Below are 15,737 nucleotides of genomic sequence, written 5' to 3' on the forward strand. Positions count from 1 at the left end.
TTTTAAATCTCATTAACTAACGTTAAAAACCTTGGGATTTGTCAATGGGGAACGGTAATTAGGAGATAAAAATGACAACATTTAACAGTGCGTTAGATAATAAAAAAATAAGTTTTATTGGTGGCGGTAATATGGCGCAAGCCTTGATTAGTGGGCTGATTGCTTGCGGTGTTAAGCCTGATCTGATTACTGTATCAGCGCCTAGTGTAGAGACGCGCCAGCAGTTCAATAATCAACATATGAATACTGTTGATGCAACCTCTGATCCTAAAGCGGCTGTTGTTGATGCTGATGTGGTTATTCTTGCGGTCAAGCCACAAGTGATGAAAGCAGTAGTCAGTGAGTTTGCTGATGCGCTAGACAGTCAGCTGGTCATCTCAGTAGCAGCAGGTTTATCGACAGACTTATTATCCGATATGCTCGGCGGCTATCGCAATATTGTGCGTGCGATGCCTAATACGCCTTCCAAGATACAGATGGGCGCAGCTGGTCTATATGGCACTAAAGATATCACTGAAGCCCAAAAGCAATTAGCAACCGCCGTAATGGCCGCTTCTGGTTTAGTCATGTGGGTTGAAGAGGAAGCACAGATGCATGCGGTAACGGCCGTTTCTGGCTCTGCGCCAGCGTATGTATTTTACTTTATCGAGTCAATGGTTGATGGGGCAGTCGCCTTAGGGTTAGATAAAGAACAAGCATCAGCGTTGGCTATGCAAACCGTTTTGGGCGCGGCAACCATGGCTATCGGTAGTAATAATAGTCCGGCTGAACTACGCCGTAAAGTCACCTCTCCTAATGGCACAACCCAAGCAGCTATTGAATCGATGCAAGGTAACGAGATTGGTCATCAAATTGCGGAAGCCATGCAAGCATGTTACGACCGCAGCCAAGCGCTTAGCGAAGAAATGAAATAAACGTCTAGCACATTGAACCATTAGAACCTTTTAACGACTAGCACATTCAACCACAGGCACATTGAGTAGCGCTTCATGAACAATATGTTATTACAAATTTTTGATTTGGTCACCACCTTTGCCATGCTGCTGGTGTTCATCCGTTTTATGCTACAGTTTGCAGGGATGGACGCACGCGACCCTATGATTGCTCCGGCTTACAGAGCTACCCATATTGTCGATGTGTTTGGACGTATTTTCCCAACCGTTGGCCAAGGGCGTATCAGTATTGCAGCGATAGTGCTGATGTTTTTGATTCGGCTGATTGATATCGCTGGCAAGGCAGCACTAACGCATAAAGGTCTTGCCCCTGTTCCCTTGTTTTTTACTGGATCAGTCAGCTTAGTCTTAGACTTTTTGCGGATGTGTCGTTACCTTGTGATAGGTTCCATCATTGTCAGCTGGATTGTGGTGTTCACTAACTCTGTGCACCCTATCGTTGGTATTATCATGCGTCTTGCTGAGCCAATTTTGGCACCGTTCCGCCGTATCACACCCAATCTAGGTATGCTTGATTTGTCACCTATGGTCGCATTCTTTGCCTTTTACTTGCTTGAGATTTTCATCGGTGGTTTGGCATCAAGCTTTATGCCAATGTTAGGCTAGTCGATTAAGCACATTGTTTCTAACGAAAATCGAACATAAAAAAGACACGCTGTCATTAATGACAGCGTGTCTTTTTTATGTTCGATTTAAACGGTTTAAACTTATAACCACTATTAACCTAAATTTATTTCATTTTTACAAAGCGATTGGGTATCAGCTGTGCACTAGCATCTTCAGGATGTGGAACATCAGCGGCAATCAAAGTTTGTGTAATCCAACTATCAGCTTTAATAACGGCAGCAATCAAGTCATCACCGACTGCTAAGCGTCCAGCAATAAAGCTGGCAAGTGAGCAGCCCGAACCATGAAACTCACCGTCTAAGCGTGGCAAAGTACTTTTATGTACCATTTCGCCTTGGATATATAAATACTGCTCAATATCACCGCTATCAAAGTCATGTGAAGTTTTGACTAATACTGCCTGTGTTCCTTGCGCCCATAATTTCTGCGCGCCAATATGTAAATCTTGTTCGCCACTTAATGCCCGCAGCTCATGAGTATTGGGAGTAATTAAGGTCGCATAAGGCAGCAACTTTCTAAACGCTGTGACTAAGGTGTGCTCATCCCCCAAACTGCCGCCACTATTAGCTACCAAGACGGGGTCAAGCACAAATGGTGTGCCTTTAGGTATGGTCTCCTCAGCAAACAAACGTGTTAACATCGCGATGTTGGCCGTCGTTCCAAGCATACCGGATTTGATGACGCTTACAGGTAAATCAGGCAGCACTGTTGTGGCTTGAGCTTTTACCAATTCAGCGTCACAGGCTTCAAAGCCGAACACTTGCTGCGAGCTTTGTACGGTAATGGCCGTACAGGCAACAGTTGCATGCGCCCCTGCTTGACCGATTGCCTCTATATCTGCTTGTAAGCCTGCACCACCTGACGGGTCTAATCCTGAAAAACACAGCACGACTGGACGCATAACGTCTCCTTGTTATCTTTTATTATGATTATGGAATTGCTTATTATGAAATTGATTATAGGTTATAACACTGTTATTAATACCTAATAAGCGCTCATGACTATAGCCATCCTACGCCTTAAAAGCCATAGCTATAAAGCAATCGTCCCTGCTTATCGAGCTTAGAATAGCTCATAATAAGGTTAGTAATTCAATCGTTACAATTTACTTGTTAATTAAATCTAGTAAATAGCCAAAACTATGCTAAAAAAATGATGAGAATGGCTGGTAGCGCTTGCTATTTGCTTTAACTTTGGTATACTACTCGCCCACGACATAAGACGTATCATTAGCATCGATACCGTTTTTTATAGCATAATCATTTATGATATAAAGAGTCTTACTTCGTTCGGTGAAGTGGGTGAGTGGCTGAAACCAGTTCCCTGCTAAGGAACCATACGTGTAAGCGTATCGAGGGTTCGAATCCCTCCTTCACCGCCATTTTATTCGGTTTATTATTAGATTTATAATATAGATCATAGTTGTTAGAGCTGAGTTTAGCGCTTAAAATAGAGAATATTTTACTTTAATATCTAAAACAGGTTGACACCAGCTGTATTATCTATATAATTACCAACCTAATTTACTACAAAAGTTATTAACTGCGTAGTAGATGATATGCAATACGCGCCTGTAGCTCAGTTGGATAGAGCACTTGGCTACGAACTAAGGGGTCGGGAGTTCGAATCTCTCCAGGCGCACCATTTGCATTATCACTTATATATTAAATCAATCGCCTGTCTTATGACAATTTGGCGGTTTTTTTATGTCTGTTACTTTCTAATTTCTTACTTTAGCTTTTTATTGTCCAAATATTCTCTTAGGTAGGATAATATCCGACAAGCTACCAAATTACGGTACAATAGCGGCACTATCCACTGCTTGCTATGAGCTCGTACCATGTCGAAAACTATGCCAAAAAGTACGCCAAAAAGGGCTGTTAAGTCTAAATCTCAGCGCAGAGCGCCACCGCAACGTAGTCCGGAAAGTGTAGAGCCTACAATTGCGCATCCGATGGAACGCGTCATTGCTATTGTCTATGATGGGATGTTGATATTGGCCTTGCTGTTCTTGGTAGGGACTGTGCTGACTGTTATTGGCACGTTACTCACTATGCAGACCGGTACAGACTCTGCACAGGCACAGTCGTTGCCACGCTGGTATCAGAACTTTATTATGACGCCCTCGTTTGTACTGACATTGGTGGGCTTTTATGGGATGTTCTGGCGTCGTGGTGGTCAGACGTTAGGTATGCAAACATGGCGACTAAAGACGGTCAACAATGCCGGTCATCTGCTCACATGGGGACAGTCATTTAAGCGCATTTTAGCGGCCTGTTTGATGCCATTATTATGCAGTATTATCGGCAGCTTGATCGCCAGCTCACGTACGGTCATGCTGCTTAGTGCATTTTTCGGATTTATCTTTAATTATGTCTTCTGCCTGTTTAATCGTCGCGGCTTGGCGGTACAAGATATGTTATCGAATACCATTACATTGAAGATGCCTAAAGTAGAACAAGAAGGGCTGTGGCGTGGTTTTAGAAACCGTAAAAAATCAAAATAAATTATAAAAAAGCTATAGGGTAAGAATAACAGATTAGAGGTTTATCGTTTGCATAAGCCACAACGTATAGCCGACAAAGCACAGCACCAGCACGATACCAGACGCACGCCCAAAACGGCGCTTGCTCAAAAAAGCAAAAATGCATAGCACAAATAATAATAGCGTCAATACGCCTATCATCAAGATATCACGCGATAGAATCATGGGATTGGCAGTAATCGGGGCGATAAGCGCCGCTAGTCCAACCACGCCCAACGTATTAAAAATATTTGAGCCAATGATATTGCCCAGCGCCATATCGTGCTCGCCTCGACGTGCTGCTGCAAGGCTTGCGACCAGCTCCGGCAATGACGTTCCAATTGACACAATGGTTAAGCCTATAATCAGCTCACTCAATCCCCACAAAGTTGCTAGCTCGACCGCGCCCCAGACAATAGCTTGTGAGCTTAATATCAGCATAAACATACCAATAAATAAACTGCCCATACCATTTGCTAAGCTAGTTTCTGTCGCAGCCTGTACTTTTGAGTCTTTGCTATCATAATGGGTGTCTATAACGACATCGTTTTTAACAAGATCGCTCTCACTTTCATTGTTCTTGTGCTCAAGACTATTTTCACAAAGGCTCAGCATGATTTGAATGCCTAGCACTACTACCAACCCGCCTAATAAGAGTGCGCCATCGGTTTGGCTTAATAGCCCGTCACGCAGCTGCCACGCCGCTAAAGCAGTAACAAGTACCAGTATCGGTAACTCACGCTTAACAATACTCTTGTGGATGATAATCGGGCTAATAATAGCAGTGGCGCCAAGTACCAGCGCAATATTAATAATATTCGAGCCATAGGCGTTCCCCAGTGCTAGCTCAGGGCTGCCTTGTAGCGCTGCCATTACGGATACCACCATCTCAGGTGCTGACGATCCTAAACCTAATATAATTAAGCCAATCAAAAAGCTGGGCACGCGTAGTTTTTTGGCTAGTATGGTAGCCCCACCAATAAAAATACCAGCGCTCCATACTAAAACTACCAGACCAATTAATACTGCTAAGGCTGCCAATCCCATTAGAGTGTTGCTCCATTAACAAAATCGGTTCATCCTGTTCGTTCACGATGTTAAAAAACATAAAAAAACTGAGCGCCAATATGACCTCAGTTTTTATTACGACATATTTTTATTGGTTGAGAACAATAACGGCAAAGCTATTCAACGACGAAGCTATGCGACCTGTACTGGAATAATATTCGCAGTGTCTTTCACGGTATTGTCTTCATTGCAATAGACCAATTTTGGCATATAAGTATTCGCTTCGGCTTCATCAAAATGGGCGTAAGCGCAAATAATGACAATATCACCTAAGTCGGCCATGTGCGCTGCCGCGCCATTTAGCGAGATGATACCAGAGCCGGCTTCCGCGCGAATAGCATAGGTGCGAAAACGCTTGCCGTTAGTGACGTTATAGATGTCAATAGATTCGTTTTCACGTAGACCAGCAAGGTCTAATAGATTACCGTCGATACCACACGAACCCTCGTAATGGAGCTCAGCGTGCGTAACGCGAGCACGGTGCAACTTGCATTTAAGCATATTAAGTAGCATAGATTGCTTCCTTAGCGTAACTGATATTAAGTAACTGAATTGAAAAATTAATGGGGACACAGATAAAAAATAAAAGGCCAACCAAAGCGCTCAATCGTCAAGCATGAGATAGATGCCTAAGGATGCTAGTGTCTTTTAGTATTAAGGCGGAGTATCAAGATCTATTTTTGAGTAAAAAAAGACTTAACAGTAAAACAGGGGTTATCATACCGTGTCAGTCGGGTAGTTTAAAGCCATTAATTCGCTCACGTGCGCGCTCAACATTACCCTCTAGTAATAACGGTAGTGCCTCAAAAGCAGCGGTTAGCGCGCTGTCTATAGCGATTTGATCATTCGGTGACGCTTTAGAGAGCACATGACCACTGACTTTAGACTTATGTCCTGGATGACCAATACCCACGCGCAGACGATGAAAATCATTGCCAATATGCGGGGTAATATCACGTAACCCATTATGACCGCCATGACCGCCGCCCGTCTTAAGCTTAATGCTGCCAGCAGGAATATCAAGCTCATCATGAGCAATCAATAACTGGTCATTATCAATATTATAAAAATTAACCATGGGTACGACCGATTGACCAGACTTGTTCATAAAAGTCAGTGGTAATAACAGTCGCACATCAGACCCATGAACCTGTCCACGTCCAGTCACCCCATGAAATTTTTTGTCAGGGCTGAGGGTAATATTAAACTGCTGCGCTAAATGCTGTACAAACCAAAATCCCGCATTATGACGCGTAAGCATATATTCCTGGCCAGGATTACCAAGACCGACGATAAGTTTTATGGACATGAGGGTACTCTATTTTTCTTCAATAAATCATGTATGGATAACATTGTTTGATAAGTAATGGTCATTCTCCTATTAAATAGAACACTCTTTAAACAAGCTATTGTTTTAAACAGCCTGATAGTTTGGACAATTATTTATCAAACAATGCGAACTCAAAAGGCACTTACAAAAACAGCAGAAGACATATATCCCCTGCTGCATTGGCATCTTGTCATACAAAATACGTCTTCATATTAAGCAGATATTGTGTGAATATCAAGCACGATTAGCGCTCAGATAACAGGATACTATTTGCTTATTATTTGTCGTCTTTATCTTCAGCTGCACTATCAGTTTGTGCAGTAGCAGGTACTTCAACAGCTTCAACTTCAGTATCTGTGTCAACTTCTTCAACCGTTGGTGGCTGCATGTTAACGATAGTACGATCGTGCGCATCTTCCATATCAAGATCAAAGATGATGACGCCTTCAGGTAATTTGATATCTGATAAGCGGAATAGATCACCGATTTCCATACCAGAAACGTCTATTTCTAGGTATTCAGGTAGATCTGATGGTAAGCAAACGATTTCAACGTCAGAAACTAGTGTAGATAGAATACCAGCGTTTTTAGTACCAGGCGCATCTTCACGGCCAGTGAAATGCACAGGGACATTCATATTGATTTTTTGACCTTTCACAATGCGCTGGAAGTCGGCATGCATTGGAAAACCTTTAGCAGGATGGCGCTGTAGGTCTTTGATAACGGCTTGAATTTCTTCACCGTCAACAGTAAGGGTCAAAATGTTTGAGAAGAAGGCTTCAAGTTCAAGCGCTTTTACCAACTCGTTAATTTTGATAGAGATAGACGTTGGCGCTTCGTTGCCACCGTAAATGATTGCAGGAACTAGGTTCTGCTTACGTAGGCGGCGGCTCGCACCTTTACCTTGAAGCTCAGCAGAACGGTCAACTGCGTTTAATGCAAAATGGTCAATGCTCATAGATTTAATCCTATAAAAGATAATTGATGGGTCTGATAGTAAAAAAGTGGATTTGCGACCAATCCACTAATGCATGATGATAGCGATTATTTATAGTAAGAGATTATTGATAGCAATAAACTGTAAATAGAAATAATTACTAATAATAAAAGCCATCTCTGCCAAATGAAAACAACGAAAAAATAAGCATAAAAACATCAATATGATGACTGACATTAATAGCAGTGACGACGTGATTATTTAGCGTGCTCAGCACCTTTGATAATACTTGGCTTATTCAATTAAAATAAATGGTAAGTATAGGCGCGCATTATACGTGTTTTTGGTGCAATAATAAAGGCTTACAAAAAACCTAGCATTAAGACCTTAATACTAATATTAGGTCTTAATGCTAGGTTTTAACAGCGAATGCTAATAACAGTTAGGCATCAAACATGGCGCTAATAGATTCTTCGTTATTAATACGGCGTAGGCTTTCTGCGAGCATCGGTGCGATAGACACTTGACGAATTTTGGTACAGGCTTTGGCGGCATCTGATAACGGAATGGTATCGGTGACGACGATTTCATCTAGTGAGGATTCACTAATATTTTTTAAGGCATTACCCGATAAAACAGGGTGGGTAATATAGGCCAGTACGCGGCGTGCACCACTATCTTTTAGAGCTTGAGCAGCTTTGCATAATGTACCAGCAGTATCCACCATATCGTCAACAATCACGCAATCGCGGTCGCGGACATCACCGATGATATTCATCACTTGTGATTCATTGGCACGCGCACGGCGTTTATCGATAATAGCTAAGTCTGTATCCCCTAGTAGCTTAGCCATTGCACGGGCACGGACGACACCGCCAACGTCAGGTGATACCACCATGATGTTATCGTAATCATGTTTTTTGAGGTCATTAAGGAGTACAGGAGTTGCATAGATATTATCAACTGGAATATCAAAGAAGCCTTGAATCTGATCTGAGTGCAAGTCAACCGTCATAACCCGATCGATGCTCACAATATTGAGCATGTCGGCGACGACTTTGGCAGAGATTGGCACGCGAGCTGAACGTGGGCGGCGGTCTTGACGGGCATAACCAAAGTAGGGCATGACAGCTGTAATACGTCCAGCACTAGAGCGACGCAAAGCGTCAGCCATCATCATGATTTCCATCAAGTTGTCATTGGTCGGGGCACAGGTAGGCTGCATAATAAACACATCTTTACCACGCACGTGTTCTTTGATTTCCACAGCAATTTCGCCATCAGAAAAACGCGTTATGTCAGCTTTACCAAGAGGAATGTGGAGGTGTTCGGCTACGGTTTTCGCTAATTCAGGATGGGCAGTACCCGTAAATATCGCCAAATAAGGCATGACTAAAGTCCTATTGAGTGACTCAAGCAGCGACCGCTAAGCAGTGTCAAACTGCTCAAATTAAGAAAAGTGTAATAAATTACCGTAGAAAATGGTAGGGGTAGCTGGACTCGAACCAACGGTGTCAGGATCAAAACCTGATGCCTTACCAACTTGGCTATACCCCTATAATGTTTAGACTATAGCAGCGCTCATACTCGATAAAAAATATAAGGATGTCGCTGTTATGCTTTGAGCCATCTAAAAACAGTAAAACCGTCTAAAAATAACGCTCTCTAACGGTATTCGTTGTGAACTATACCGAAGCAGGAAGTGTGTTGACAATTGCTATCAGAAAACTGACTGTTCGATAATACGATCTTAATAAAAACAATCACACTACAAGCAATGCAAACTAAAAATATGGTAGGGGTAGCTGGACTCGAACCAACGGTGTCAGGATCAAAACCTGATGCCTTACCAACTTGGCTATACCCCTATTGTGGCGACCTATTATAAATAAATATTTTAATATTGCAAGGCATTTGCGCCTTTTTCTGGCTTTTATTCATAATAAGTAAATGCTGACGCCATTCTAGCAAATTAACGGCATCAAACCTACCGCTGCTCACAATTTAGATAGTTTTTTGTATTACTGTCTATAAATCATCATATTGGAGTCTGTAAATTATTAACGATATGCGCAGGGCAGGGTGCGTTTGCTACCCAATCTGCTAGTTGTTTCTTGTTGGTAGCTAAGGTCGCATCTAAAGGTAAGAATACTGCGCTACCTGACCCTGTCATCCGTGCAACCGCGATTGCTTGCGGCTCTAAGCGCTGTAAGTATTGCAGGGCTTCAGCGACAGCAGGGGCGAGATTCTTAACTATGGGGGTAAAGACATTACAATAAGGCGCAGACAGGGCTTGAGTAAAATGTTCATATTGGTCTTGAATATGATTTACTGGCAAAGTTTTCATATCACGGCGCAACTCTGGATGTGCGAATAGCTGCGCGGTATTGATATGGGCGTTGGGTGTCAGTAATAAATACTGCTGGTCAGGTAGATCAATCGGTGTGAGCTGTTCGCCTATACCCATTGCAATCGCGTCTTGTCCAAAGATAAATATGGGAACATCAGCGCCTAGTGTCGCGCCAATAGCGCGTAGTTGCACATTGCTAAAGGCCAGTTGCCAAAGCTCGTTTAATACAAGTAGAGTGGTTGCCGCATTGGAGGATCCGCCGCCTAAGCCCGCTCCCATTGGTAAATGTTTGTCCAAGCTGATGCTTACTTTTTGTAGCTGAGCAGGCAACGTCTTTAACGATATCGCAGATGCTAATAAGGCTTGGGCGGCTTTAATGATTAAATTATCGGCCAGATGGCTAGTAATCGTACTTGCACCTGTTAGCGTGACCAACTGCATACACAGTTCATCTGCTTGCTGTAGTGCATTAGTAGTGGTGAATGATAGTGTTGATAAAGTGATGCGTTCTGTCGGCAAGAAATGCAGATAATCGCCCCAATCCAGCAGACGAAATACCGTTTGCAGGTTATGATAACCATCTGCACGTCGGCCGGTAATGTGCAAAAACAGATTGATTTTTGCAGGTGAAAAGCGGGTAATTCCAGCGTGTAAAATAGCATTATTATCAGTCATAAATAGCGTTCTTTATAAGCAATCAGTCTTTTAAGCCACTCACATCTCATAAGGTAGCGAATCATTTAGCGATTTTGATGATTAATAGTCATGACTACTTTTTGACCTTGGGGCTGTACGGCACTAATTTTATTGGGCAGCTTATCATTACCTTTATAAGTAAAATCTGCTGACCAAGCGCCATTGACGGAACTGATGAGGCGACCTTGAGTATCCATTTTTGGCGCAGTATCTGAGGGCGCGGAACGTCCAGAAATCCAATAGGGCATTTGAGAGATGGGCGCTTGCCAGCCGGTTGCTTTTTGTAGCAAGGTTTCAGGATTATCGGCAGTCAGGGTGCCTGTTTTTTCGCTGACTAAAGTTGCAGTGTGACCGTCATATTCGATATTGGTCTTACCAATGCCCAACGCGCCAATCAATTCAATGGCAAAGCGCTCGTTTTGTTGGCCCCAGGCATAGAAGGCACTACCGCCATCAGTACCAGCATCTGCGGGCGTGCTTTTTGGCATGGTCACGCCGATTTTGCCGTTAATATTAAAGTTATCAAGTTTTTGTGCTTGGATAGTAGGTGTAGGCTTAGTCGTAGCATTGGTGCCCGGTAGCGACTGACAACCTGCGGTAAACGCGAGCATGACAGTAAGCGCCCCAAACGTGGCTAATTTTGTGGTTTTATACTGAGTAGGGTTTAAAGCTGTCATATTTTTTCCTTAAGAGGTGCAAATTTAAAAATTCTGATTGATTAAGTTTGAACCGCTAAGCTTACCTGTTTTTTGTTACTCAGTTATGGCCTGTTGTTCTTTTATTATAAGACGCTTGTATAATTAAGGAATGACCTTAAAAGACGAGTGTTAAATGGCTCTCACTATTTTAATACAGCTGAACTCGGTCATTAACGTTATCTTGACCAAATGAGAAGCGCTGCTGTAAATCGGCTAGTAGTGTCTTGACGTTGTCACTGTCGCCTAAACCTTGATAAGCACGTAGTAACAATACACCTGAGCGTAAAGTAGGTAGCACGTCATAAGGCGTCTGTAAATACTCAATCACTTGGGTATAGTCATCATTAGCCAAAGCACTACTGGCCAGCACATTTAAGGCTTGCAGATGTAGCTCGTTATCATAGCGCGGGTCATCATAGCGAACTTGTATGATGGTCGTTGCCAAGTCTAGTCCTTGCTTAGAGCTACGGTCATTGGATAATAATAATTGGGCATAGCTGAGCTGATAAGATAGGTTTGTAGGGTTCAGCGCTTGTAAGTGGTTGAGTAGGGCACGTTTGACCACATAATCCTTCACATCATCGAGCAACTGCGTGCGGGCAAATAATATCAGTTCACTGTTAGGATATTTGCGACTGGCACGCGTAAGCAGTCGTAGTGCCTCGTCTGCCTCACCTTGCTGCCATAAAACATCCGCTTGTAATACATAGCTTTCAGGGGCGAAGACTTCAAATTGCTGGCGCAGGATTTCAAGCGTGGCTAGGGCGGCATCCACGTTGTTATTAAGCAGCTCAAACGCGACCACTTTTTTACGTGCCGCCAATACTAAGTCCTCTTGCATTACGCCATTTAAATAGTATTTTGCCTGCTCGAAGCGCTGCTGACGCTCCGCACTTATTCCTAAATAATAATAGGCTTGGTCCAGATAGTTGGGATTTTTTGCCAGCATATTTAGCAGTTGATCGGCACTGCGATATTCTTCGATATCCAAGCTGACCAGTGCGGCTAATAAAGTAATCTCAGCATCATCATCGAAACGACTGTGCGCCTCAAGTAACAGCTTCCATGCCTCTTCGCTTTGTTCAAGATCCAGCAAATAGCGAATCTCGTACAGATATAAACTTTTGCTACCTGGGTTACGAAAACGGGCTTGGCTGATATAAGTGATGACCGTTGCTGCCGGCTCGATCTTGCGTAAGATGTCCGCTTTTAACGTGATAAAAGGCACATAATCTGGCTCACTCATCAAGGCGCGTTGAATGTGGATAAGTGCTATTTCTGGTTCATTAAATTGATAGAGTAGTCCCGCTTTTAGTACCGATAATGAGGCATTTTGTTGGCTGGCAATGGGTTGTAGGGCGGCAAGTAGCTCACGCTGATCGCTTTCGGTATTGGGGTAAATGCCAATCAGGATCTCACTTAAGTCTGCGCGTGGATCATAGCTTAGTATACGGCTCAGCATTTCTCCAGCCAGAGTGTAATCATGGGCCTTTAACGCCAGATGCGCGACATAAAACCATGCCGGAACATGATCAGGATTTTGATCGAGCCAGGTTTTGGCAAACTGTAATGAGCTGTCGACATCTTCATCACGCAGCGATAATCCTAAAGCCCGCTCAAATACGACAGTGGCCTCCTCTTTAAAAGATTGCTGCTTATAAATAGTAAGGGCACGGCGGGTGTCACCACGAGCCGCGGCAAATTCAGCATCTAGAAGCGCATAGAGATTGGGCTCGTTCGTCACTTGAGGCGTTGTTTTTGTCTTCGTTATTTTTATTCTATTATTATTAGGATAAAGGATATGATTGTCAGAGGTCTCATTCCCACTGTTTTTTTGAGCGTTTGTCGTTTGCGACTTTGAGCGAATAGTGACTGAATTATAGAGTGAGCTAGGCAACAATGCTTCCAGCAAAGGACTAAAAAAATGGGCGTGGGCAGGGGTAGCAACGCACAAGGAAGCGGCCAACAGTAATATCAACTTAGGACGCTGGCGCAGTCTGTTTATAGGATTCAGCAATGAAACCTGAATACAAGATTGGCAGTTAGGCACACGAATGAGGCGGCACTGAAATCCGAAAAGAGCCATAAATAGTGTTATTCATCCATAAAGATCAGTGTGGTGGTGAAAAATTTACTGTAAAGGCACTGTAGTATTATAGGGATAGTAGTATAAAAGCTTATAGCCTTAGTAAACAATACTACTCATGTTACACCGATGGCGACAACATTGATAATAGGTGTTGAATCAGTGTTGATTTGTAGCCTAACCGCCCAAAGACAGACTATTAACACGAGCGTTGCAACGGTGAGTATTAAATAAAGCCAGTAACAATGATACAATAGGCGGTTTTATATTTGCCGCCTCTGTTTTTTAACCTATTTAAATTAATAGGGCCACATGAATGACGCATTAATTTGCGCCTATAGGCTGTGTGTTAAAGTATGTTTTTAAGACATTTTTAACCCATGTTAAAATAACCTTTGAAACGGTTTTTAGAGAGAGTCATTTTTTAGAAAGTGTCATTGAAAACTGTCTTTGAAGACAGAGCAACGGCTTAGCAAGTAAATGAGCGTTATGTTTATGGTCAATCAATAATGAGATTAGTGGTCATTGGGGTCAATCACAAAACCGCACCAGTCGCTTTGCGTGAGCGCTTGGCATTTGTGGGTGAGGATTTAAACGTCGCCCTCAGGCAGCTCAAAAGCTTCACTGATGGTAGTGTTATTGTATCGACCTGTAATCGCACCGAAATTTATGCGCTGATGCCGCTAGGCGATCATAGCCAAACCGATACCGCGCAACCATATCATACTCAATTAACCAACAATCAGCTGAATAGTGTCCAAGCCAGACGTCGGAATGAGGTTATGGTAAGTTCTGGTCTCACGCCAGCTGCAATGAATGAGCACGTTACTCACCTTAAGCATTGGCTCGCTGACTTTAAAAATTTGCCGCTTAGTGAGATTGAGCCGTATCTGTACGTGCACCGTGATACCCATGCCATTACGCATTGGTTACGGGTAGCCGCAGGGCTCGACTCCATGATATTAGGCGAGCCGCAGATACTTGGTCAGATTAAGCAGTCGGTACATTTGGCCCAGTCTGAGCACGCGCTAAGTGGTCAAATGAGCTGGATTATTGATCAGGTGTTTGCGGCGTCTAAACGGGTGCGTAATGAGACCAAGGTGGGCGCGCATGCGGTATCGCTGGGCTTTGCTGCTGCTAAACTCGTAACCCAAATTTTTGACGATTTGCCCAGTCGTACCTTATTGGTGGTAGCAGCAGGTGAGATGAATCGCTTGGTTGCGACTCATATCGCCGGTCTTGGGGTTGGGCGAATTATTATCTGTAACCGCAGTCCTGAGCGCGCTGAAATCCTAGCGGCTGCACTGCGTCAACCCAATCGCCAAGTAGATGTTTGCCCGCTAGCAGATTTGCCACAAGTGTTAGCAGAGGCTGACATTATTAGCAGCTGTAGTGGCAGTATGGACATATTAATTAATAAGAATATGACGGCGCAAGCATTAAAAAGTCGTCGTTATCAGCCAATGTTGATGATTGATTTGGCCGTACCCCGTGATATTGATCCGACTATTAGCCGGATGGATGATGTTTATCTGTATTCGGTAGATGATTTACAGCATGTTATTGCGGGTAACCTTGAGCAGCGCCGGCAAGCAGCGGTGGATGCTGAGCTATTGGTCAGTCAGTTGGTTGTTGAGATGGAGCGGCGCTTTCAAGTTCGACAAGTGGGTAAAGATATTGAACAATATCGCACACGTACCCACGTGCAAGTGGAGCAACTTTTGACCGCCTCCATCGCCCAGCTTGAGCACGGAGATATCAGCGCTGAGGAAATCATTACTGAATTATCTCGACGTCTCACCCAAACCTTAAGCCATGGCCCCTCAAAACTTATGCGTAAGGCGGCCCGCGAAGGCGATAGCGATTTGCTAGACTTTGTAGTGTCAGGGTTAAACGATGCGTATCGGCGGCGTTGATAGCAACAAGCCATTGTCAACTCTGATAATCAATGTTAATATCAAAATGTTATGGTTATGACTAGTTTTATACATATCCTTGGATTTATTAGATTGTAAATTATTATTGGTTGATACCAATTCGGTTAATTCAAATTGATGTCAACCGAAATATTTAGTTATATTATAATGGTTGTGTCATAACTGTAGTTATTCTAGTTAAACATGTCCATTAGCCACATTAGCCAAAACAGTCTCATTATGATCTGCCTGCCACCGCGCAGCAATTATAATGACTCTGCTGTCTTACGTAGCCTTGCGTAAACATACCCTTACTAACGGCAATAGCGCTAGGATAAAGTGCTATATCGTCAATCCCGTGTCGTACTTTCTAGCAATGCCCTTAGTCGTATCTATAATTGGTATTACAAATAATTAGTAGCATCTATAATCAGCACTAACCATCGTTATATTTAGTGTCTTAATGCCACTTAATAGGGCTATATTCGATATTTATATGTGCCTAAATTTTAAAGCTTTGCAAATAATCAAACAACAAACAAGGAACGTCCT

Annotated in this window: 13 protein-coding genes and 4 tRNA genes; 6 read left to right on the top strand and 11 right to left on the bottom strand. The window is 43.1% G+C overall.

Annotated elements, in window-relative coordinates:
• Positions 1-71 precede the first annotated feature (71 nt).
• Both proC and ES754_RS07890 read left to right on the top strand, forming a co-directional pair.
• On the top strand, positions 72-914 hold the full coding sequence (proC, locus tag ES754_RS07885; RefSeq protein WP_147223641.1) for a pyrroline-5-carboxylate reductase: 843 nt from the start codon (positions 72-74) through the stop codon (positions 912-914).
• A 75-nt stretch (positions 915-989) separates the two neighbouring features.
• On the top strand, positions 990-1,559 hold the full coding sequence (locus ES754_RS07890) for a YggT family protein (RefSeq protein ID WP_147223642.1): 570 nt from the start codon (positions 990-992) through the stop codon (positions 1,557-1,559).
• A 124-nt stretch (positions 1,560-1,683) separates the two neighbouring features.
• On the opposite strand, the gene ES754_RS07895 is transcribed toward ES754_RS07890, so the two are convergent.
• Positions 1,684-2,481 carry a hydroxymethylpyrimidine/phosphomethylpyrimidine kinase gene (locus ES754_RS07895; protein WP_147223643.1) on the bottom strand — a complete coding sequence of 266 codons (798 nt, stop codon included), beginning with the start codon at positions 2,479-2,481 and terminating at the stop codon, positions 1,684-1,686.
• 390 nt (positions 2,482-2,871) lie between these two features.
• Here ES754_RS07895 and ES754_RS07900 point away from each other — a divergent pair.
• From ES754_RS07900 to ES754_RS07910, 3 genes are all read left to right on the top strand, one after another.
• Positions 2,872-2,961: transfer RNA gene (locus tag ES754_RS07900), tRNA-Ser, on the top strand.
• Positions 2,962-3,147: 186 nt separating this feature from the next.
• A tRNA-Arg gene (locus tag ES754_RS07905) sits at positions 3,148-3,224 on the top strand.
• 208 nt (positions 3,225-3,432) lie between these two features.
• Positions 3,433-4,086 carry an RDD family protein gene (locus ES754_RS07910; protein WP_147223890.1) on the top strand — a complete coding sequence of 218 codons (654 nt, stop codon included), beginning with the start codon at positions 3,433-3,435 and terminating at the stop codon, positions 4,084-4,086.
• A gap of 33 nt (positions 4,087-4,119) precedes the next feature.
• On the opposite strand, the gene ES754_RS07915 is transcribed toward ES754_RS07910, so the two are convergent.
• The 10 genes from ES754_RS07915 to ES754_RS07960 all read right to left on the bottom strand — a co-directional run bounded on the left by ES754_RS07915 (position 4,120) and on the right by ES754_RS07960 (position 13,269).
• On the bottom strand, positions 4,120-5,151 hold the full coding sequence (locus tag ES754_RS07915) for a calcium/sodium antiporter (RefSeq protein WP_147223644.1): 1,032 nt from the start codon (positions 5,149-5,151) through the stop codon (positions 4,120-4,122).
• A gap of 153 nt (positions 5,152-5,304) precedes the next feature.
• A complete protein-coding gene (gene panD / locus ES754_RS07920) occupies positions 5,305-5,685 on the bottom strand; it encodes an aspartate 1-decarboxylase (RefSeq protein ID WP_147223645.1) in 381 nt (126 codons plus the stop codon).
• 214 nt (positions 5,686-5,899) lie between these two features.
• Positions 5,900-6,481 (bottom strand): aminoacyl-tRNA hydrolase, encoded by a 582-nt coding sequence (gene pth / locus ES754_RS07925; RefSeq protein WP_147223646.1) that lies wholly within the window; start codon positions 6,479-6,481, stop codon positions 5,900-5,902.
• A 298-nt stretch (positions 6,482-6,779) separates the two neighbouring features.
• Positions 6,780-7,460 carry a 50S ribosomal protein L25/general stress protein Ctc gene (locus ES754_RS07930; RefSeq protein WP_147223647.1) on the bottom strand — a complete coding sequence of 227 codons (681 nt, stop codon included), beginning with the start codon at positions 7,458-7,460 and terminating at the stop codon, positions 6,780-6,782.
• Positions 7,461-7,881: 421 nt separating this feature from the next.
• Complete coding sequence (locus ES754_RS07935; protein ID WP_147223648.1) at positions 7,882-8,829, bottom strand: ribose-phosphate pyrophosphokinase; 948 nt, start codon at positions 8,827-8,829, stop codon at positions 7,882-7,884.
• A gap of 92 nt (positions 8,830-8,921) precedes the next feature.
• A tRNA-Gln gene (locus ES754_RS07940) sits at positions 8,922-8,996 on the bottom strand.
• A gap of 236 nt (positions 8,997-9,232) precedes the next feature.
• Positions 9,233-9,307, bottom strand: a tRNA-Gln gene (locus ES754_RS07945).
• A 170-nt stretch (positions 9,308-9,477) separates the two neighbouring features.
• The gene (gene ispE, locus ES754_RS07950) at positions 9,478-10,464 is read right to left on the bottom strand and encodes a 4-(cytidine 5'-diphospho)-2-C-methyl-D-erythritol kinase (protein WP_147223649.1); all 987 of its coding nucleotides are present in this window, start codon (positions 10,462-10,464) and stop codon (positions 9,478-9,480) included.
• 65 nt (positions 10,465-10,529) lie between these two features.
• Positions 10,530-11,162: a lipoprotein insertase outer membrane protein LolB gene (gene lolB / locus ES754_RS07955; protein WP_147223650.1), complete on the bottom strand. Its 633-nt coding sequence runs from the start codon at positions 11,160-11,162 to the stop codon at positions 10,530-10,532.
• Positions 11,163-11,331: 169 nt separating this feature from the next.
• On the bottom strand, positions 11,332-13,269 hold the full coding sequence (locus ES754_RS07960; protein ID WP_147223651.1) for a tetratricopeptide repeat protein: 1,938 nt from the start codon (positions 13,267-13,269) through the stop codon (positions 11,332-11,334).
• Positions 13,270-13,778: 509 nt separating this feature from the next.
• On the opposite strand from ES754_RS07960, the gene hemA reads away from it, so the two are divergent.
• Complete coding sequence (gene hemA / locus ES754_RS07965; protein ID WP_147223652.1) at positions 13,779-15,185, top strand: glutamyl-tRNA reductase; 1,407 nt, start codon at positions 13,779-13,781, stop codon at positions 15,183-15,185.
• The last annotated feature ends 552 nt before the right edge of the window (positions 15,186-15,737 follow it).

It is taken from the genome of Psychrobacter frigidicola (genome assembly GCF_007997305.1).
Lineage (GTDB): Bacteria > Pseudomonadota > Gammaproteobacteria > Pseudomonadales > Moraxellaceae > Psychrobacter > Psychrobacter frigidicola.

Bases quoted from the DNA above. Each gene is read 5' to 3' on its own strand.
- proC (WP_147223641.1), top strand. From the start codon at position 72: ATGACAACATTTAACAGTGCGTTAGATAATAAAAAAATAAGTTTTATT.
- ES754_RS07890 (WP_147223642.1), top strand. From the start codon at position 990: ATGAACAATATGTTATTACAAATTTTTGATTTGGTCACCACCTTTGCC.
- ES754_RS07895 (WP_147223643.1), bottom strand. From the start codon at position 2,481: ATGCGTCCAGTCGTGCTGTGTTTTTCAGGATTAGACCCGTCAGGTGGT.
- ES754_RS07910 (WP_147223890.1), top strand. From the start codon at position 3,433: ATGCCAAAAAGTACGCCAAAAAGGGCTGTTAAGTCTAAATCTCAGCGC.
- ES754_RS07915 (WP_147223644.1), bottom strand. From the start codon at position 5,151: ATGGGATTGGCAGCCTTAGCAGTATTAATTGGTCTGGTAGTTTTAGTA.
- panD (WP_147223645.1), bottom strand. From the start codon at position 5,685: ATGCTACTTAATATGCTTAAATGCAAGTTGCACCGTGCTCGCGTTACG.
- pth (WP_147223646.1), bottom strand. From the start codon at position 6,481: ATGTCCATAAAACTTATCGTCGGTCTTGGTAATCCTGGCCAGGAATAT.
- ES754_RS07930 (WP_147223647.1), bottom strand. From the start codon at position 7,460: ATGAGCATTGACCATTTTGCATTAAACGCAGTTGACCGTTCTGCTGAG.
- ES754_RS07935 (WP_147223648.1), bottom strand. From the start codon at position 8,829: ATGCCTTATTTGGCGATATTTACGGGTACTGCCCATCCTGAATTAGCG.
- ispE (WP_147223649.1), bottom strand. From the start codon at position 10,464: ATGACTGATAATAATGCTATTTTACACGCTGGAATTACCCGCTTTTCA.
- lolB (WP_147223650.1), bottom strand. From the start codon at position 11,162: ATGACAGCTTTAAACCCTACTCAGTATAAAACCACAAAATTAGCCACG.
- ES754_RS07960 (WP_147223651.1), bottom strand. From the start codon at position 13,269: ATGGCTCTTTTCGGATTTCAGTGCCGCCTCATTCGTGTGCCTAACTGC.
- hemA (WP_147223652.1), top strand. From the start codon at position 13,779: ATGAGATTAGTGGTCATTGGGGTCAATCACAAAACCGCACCAGTCGCT.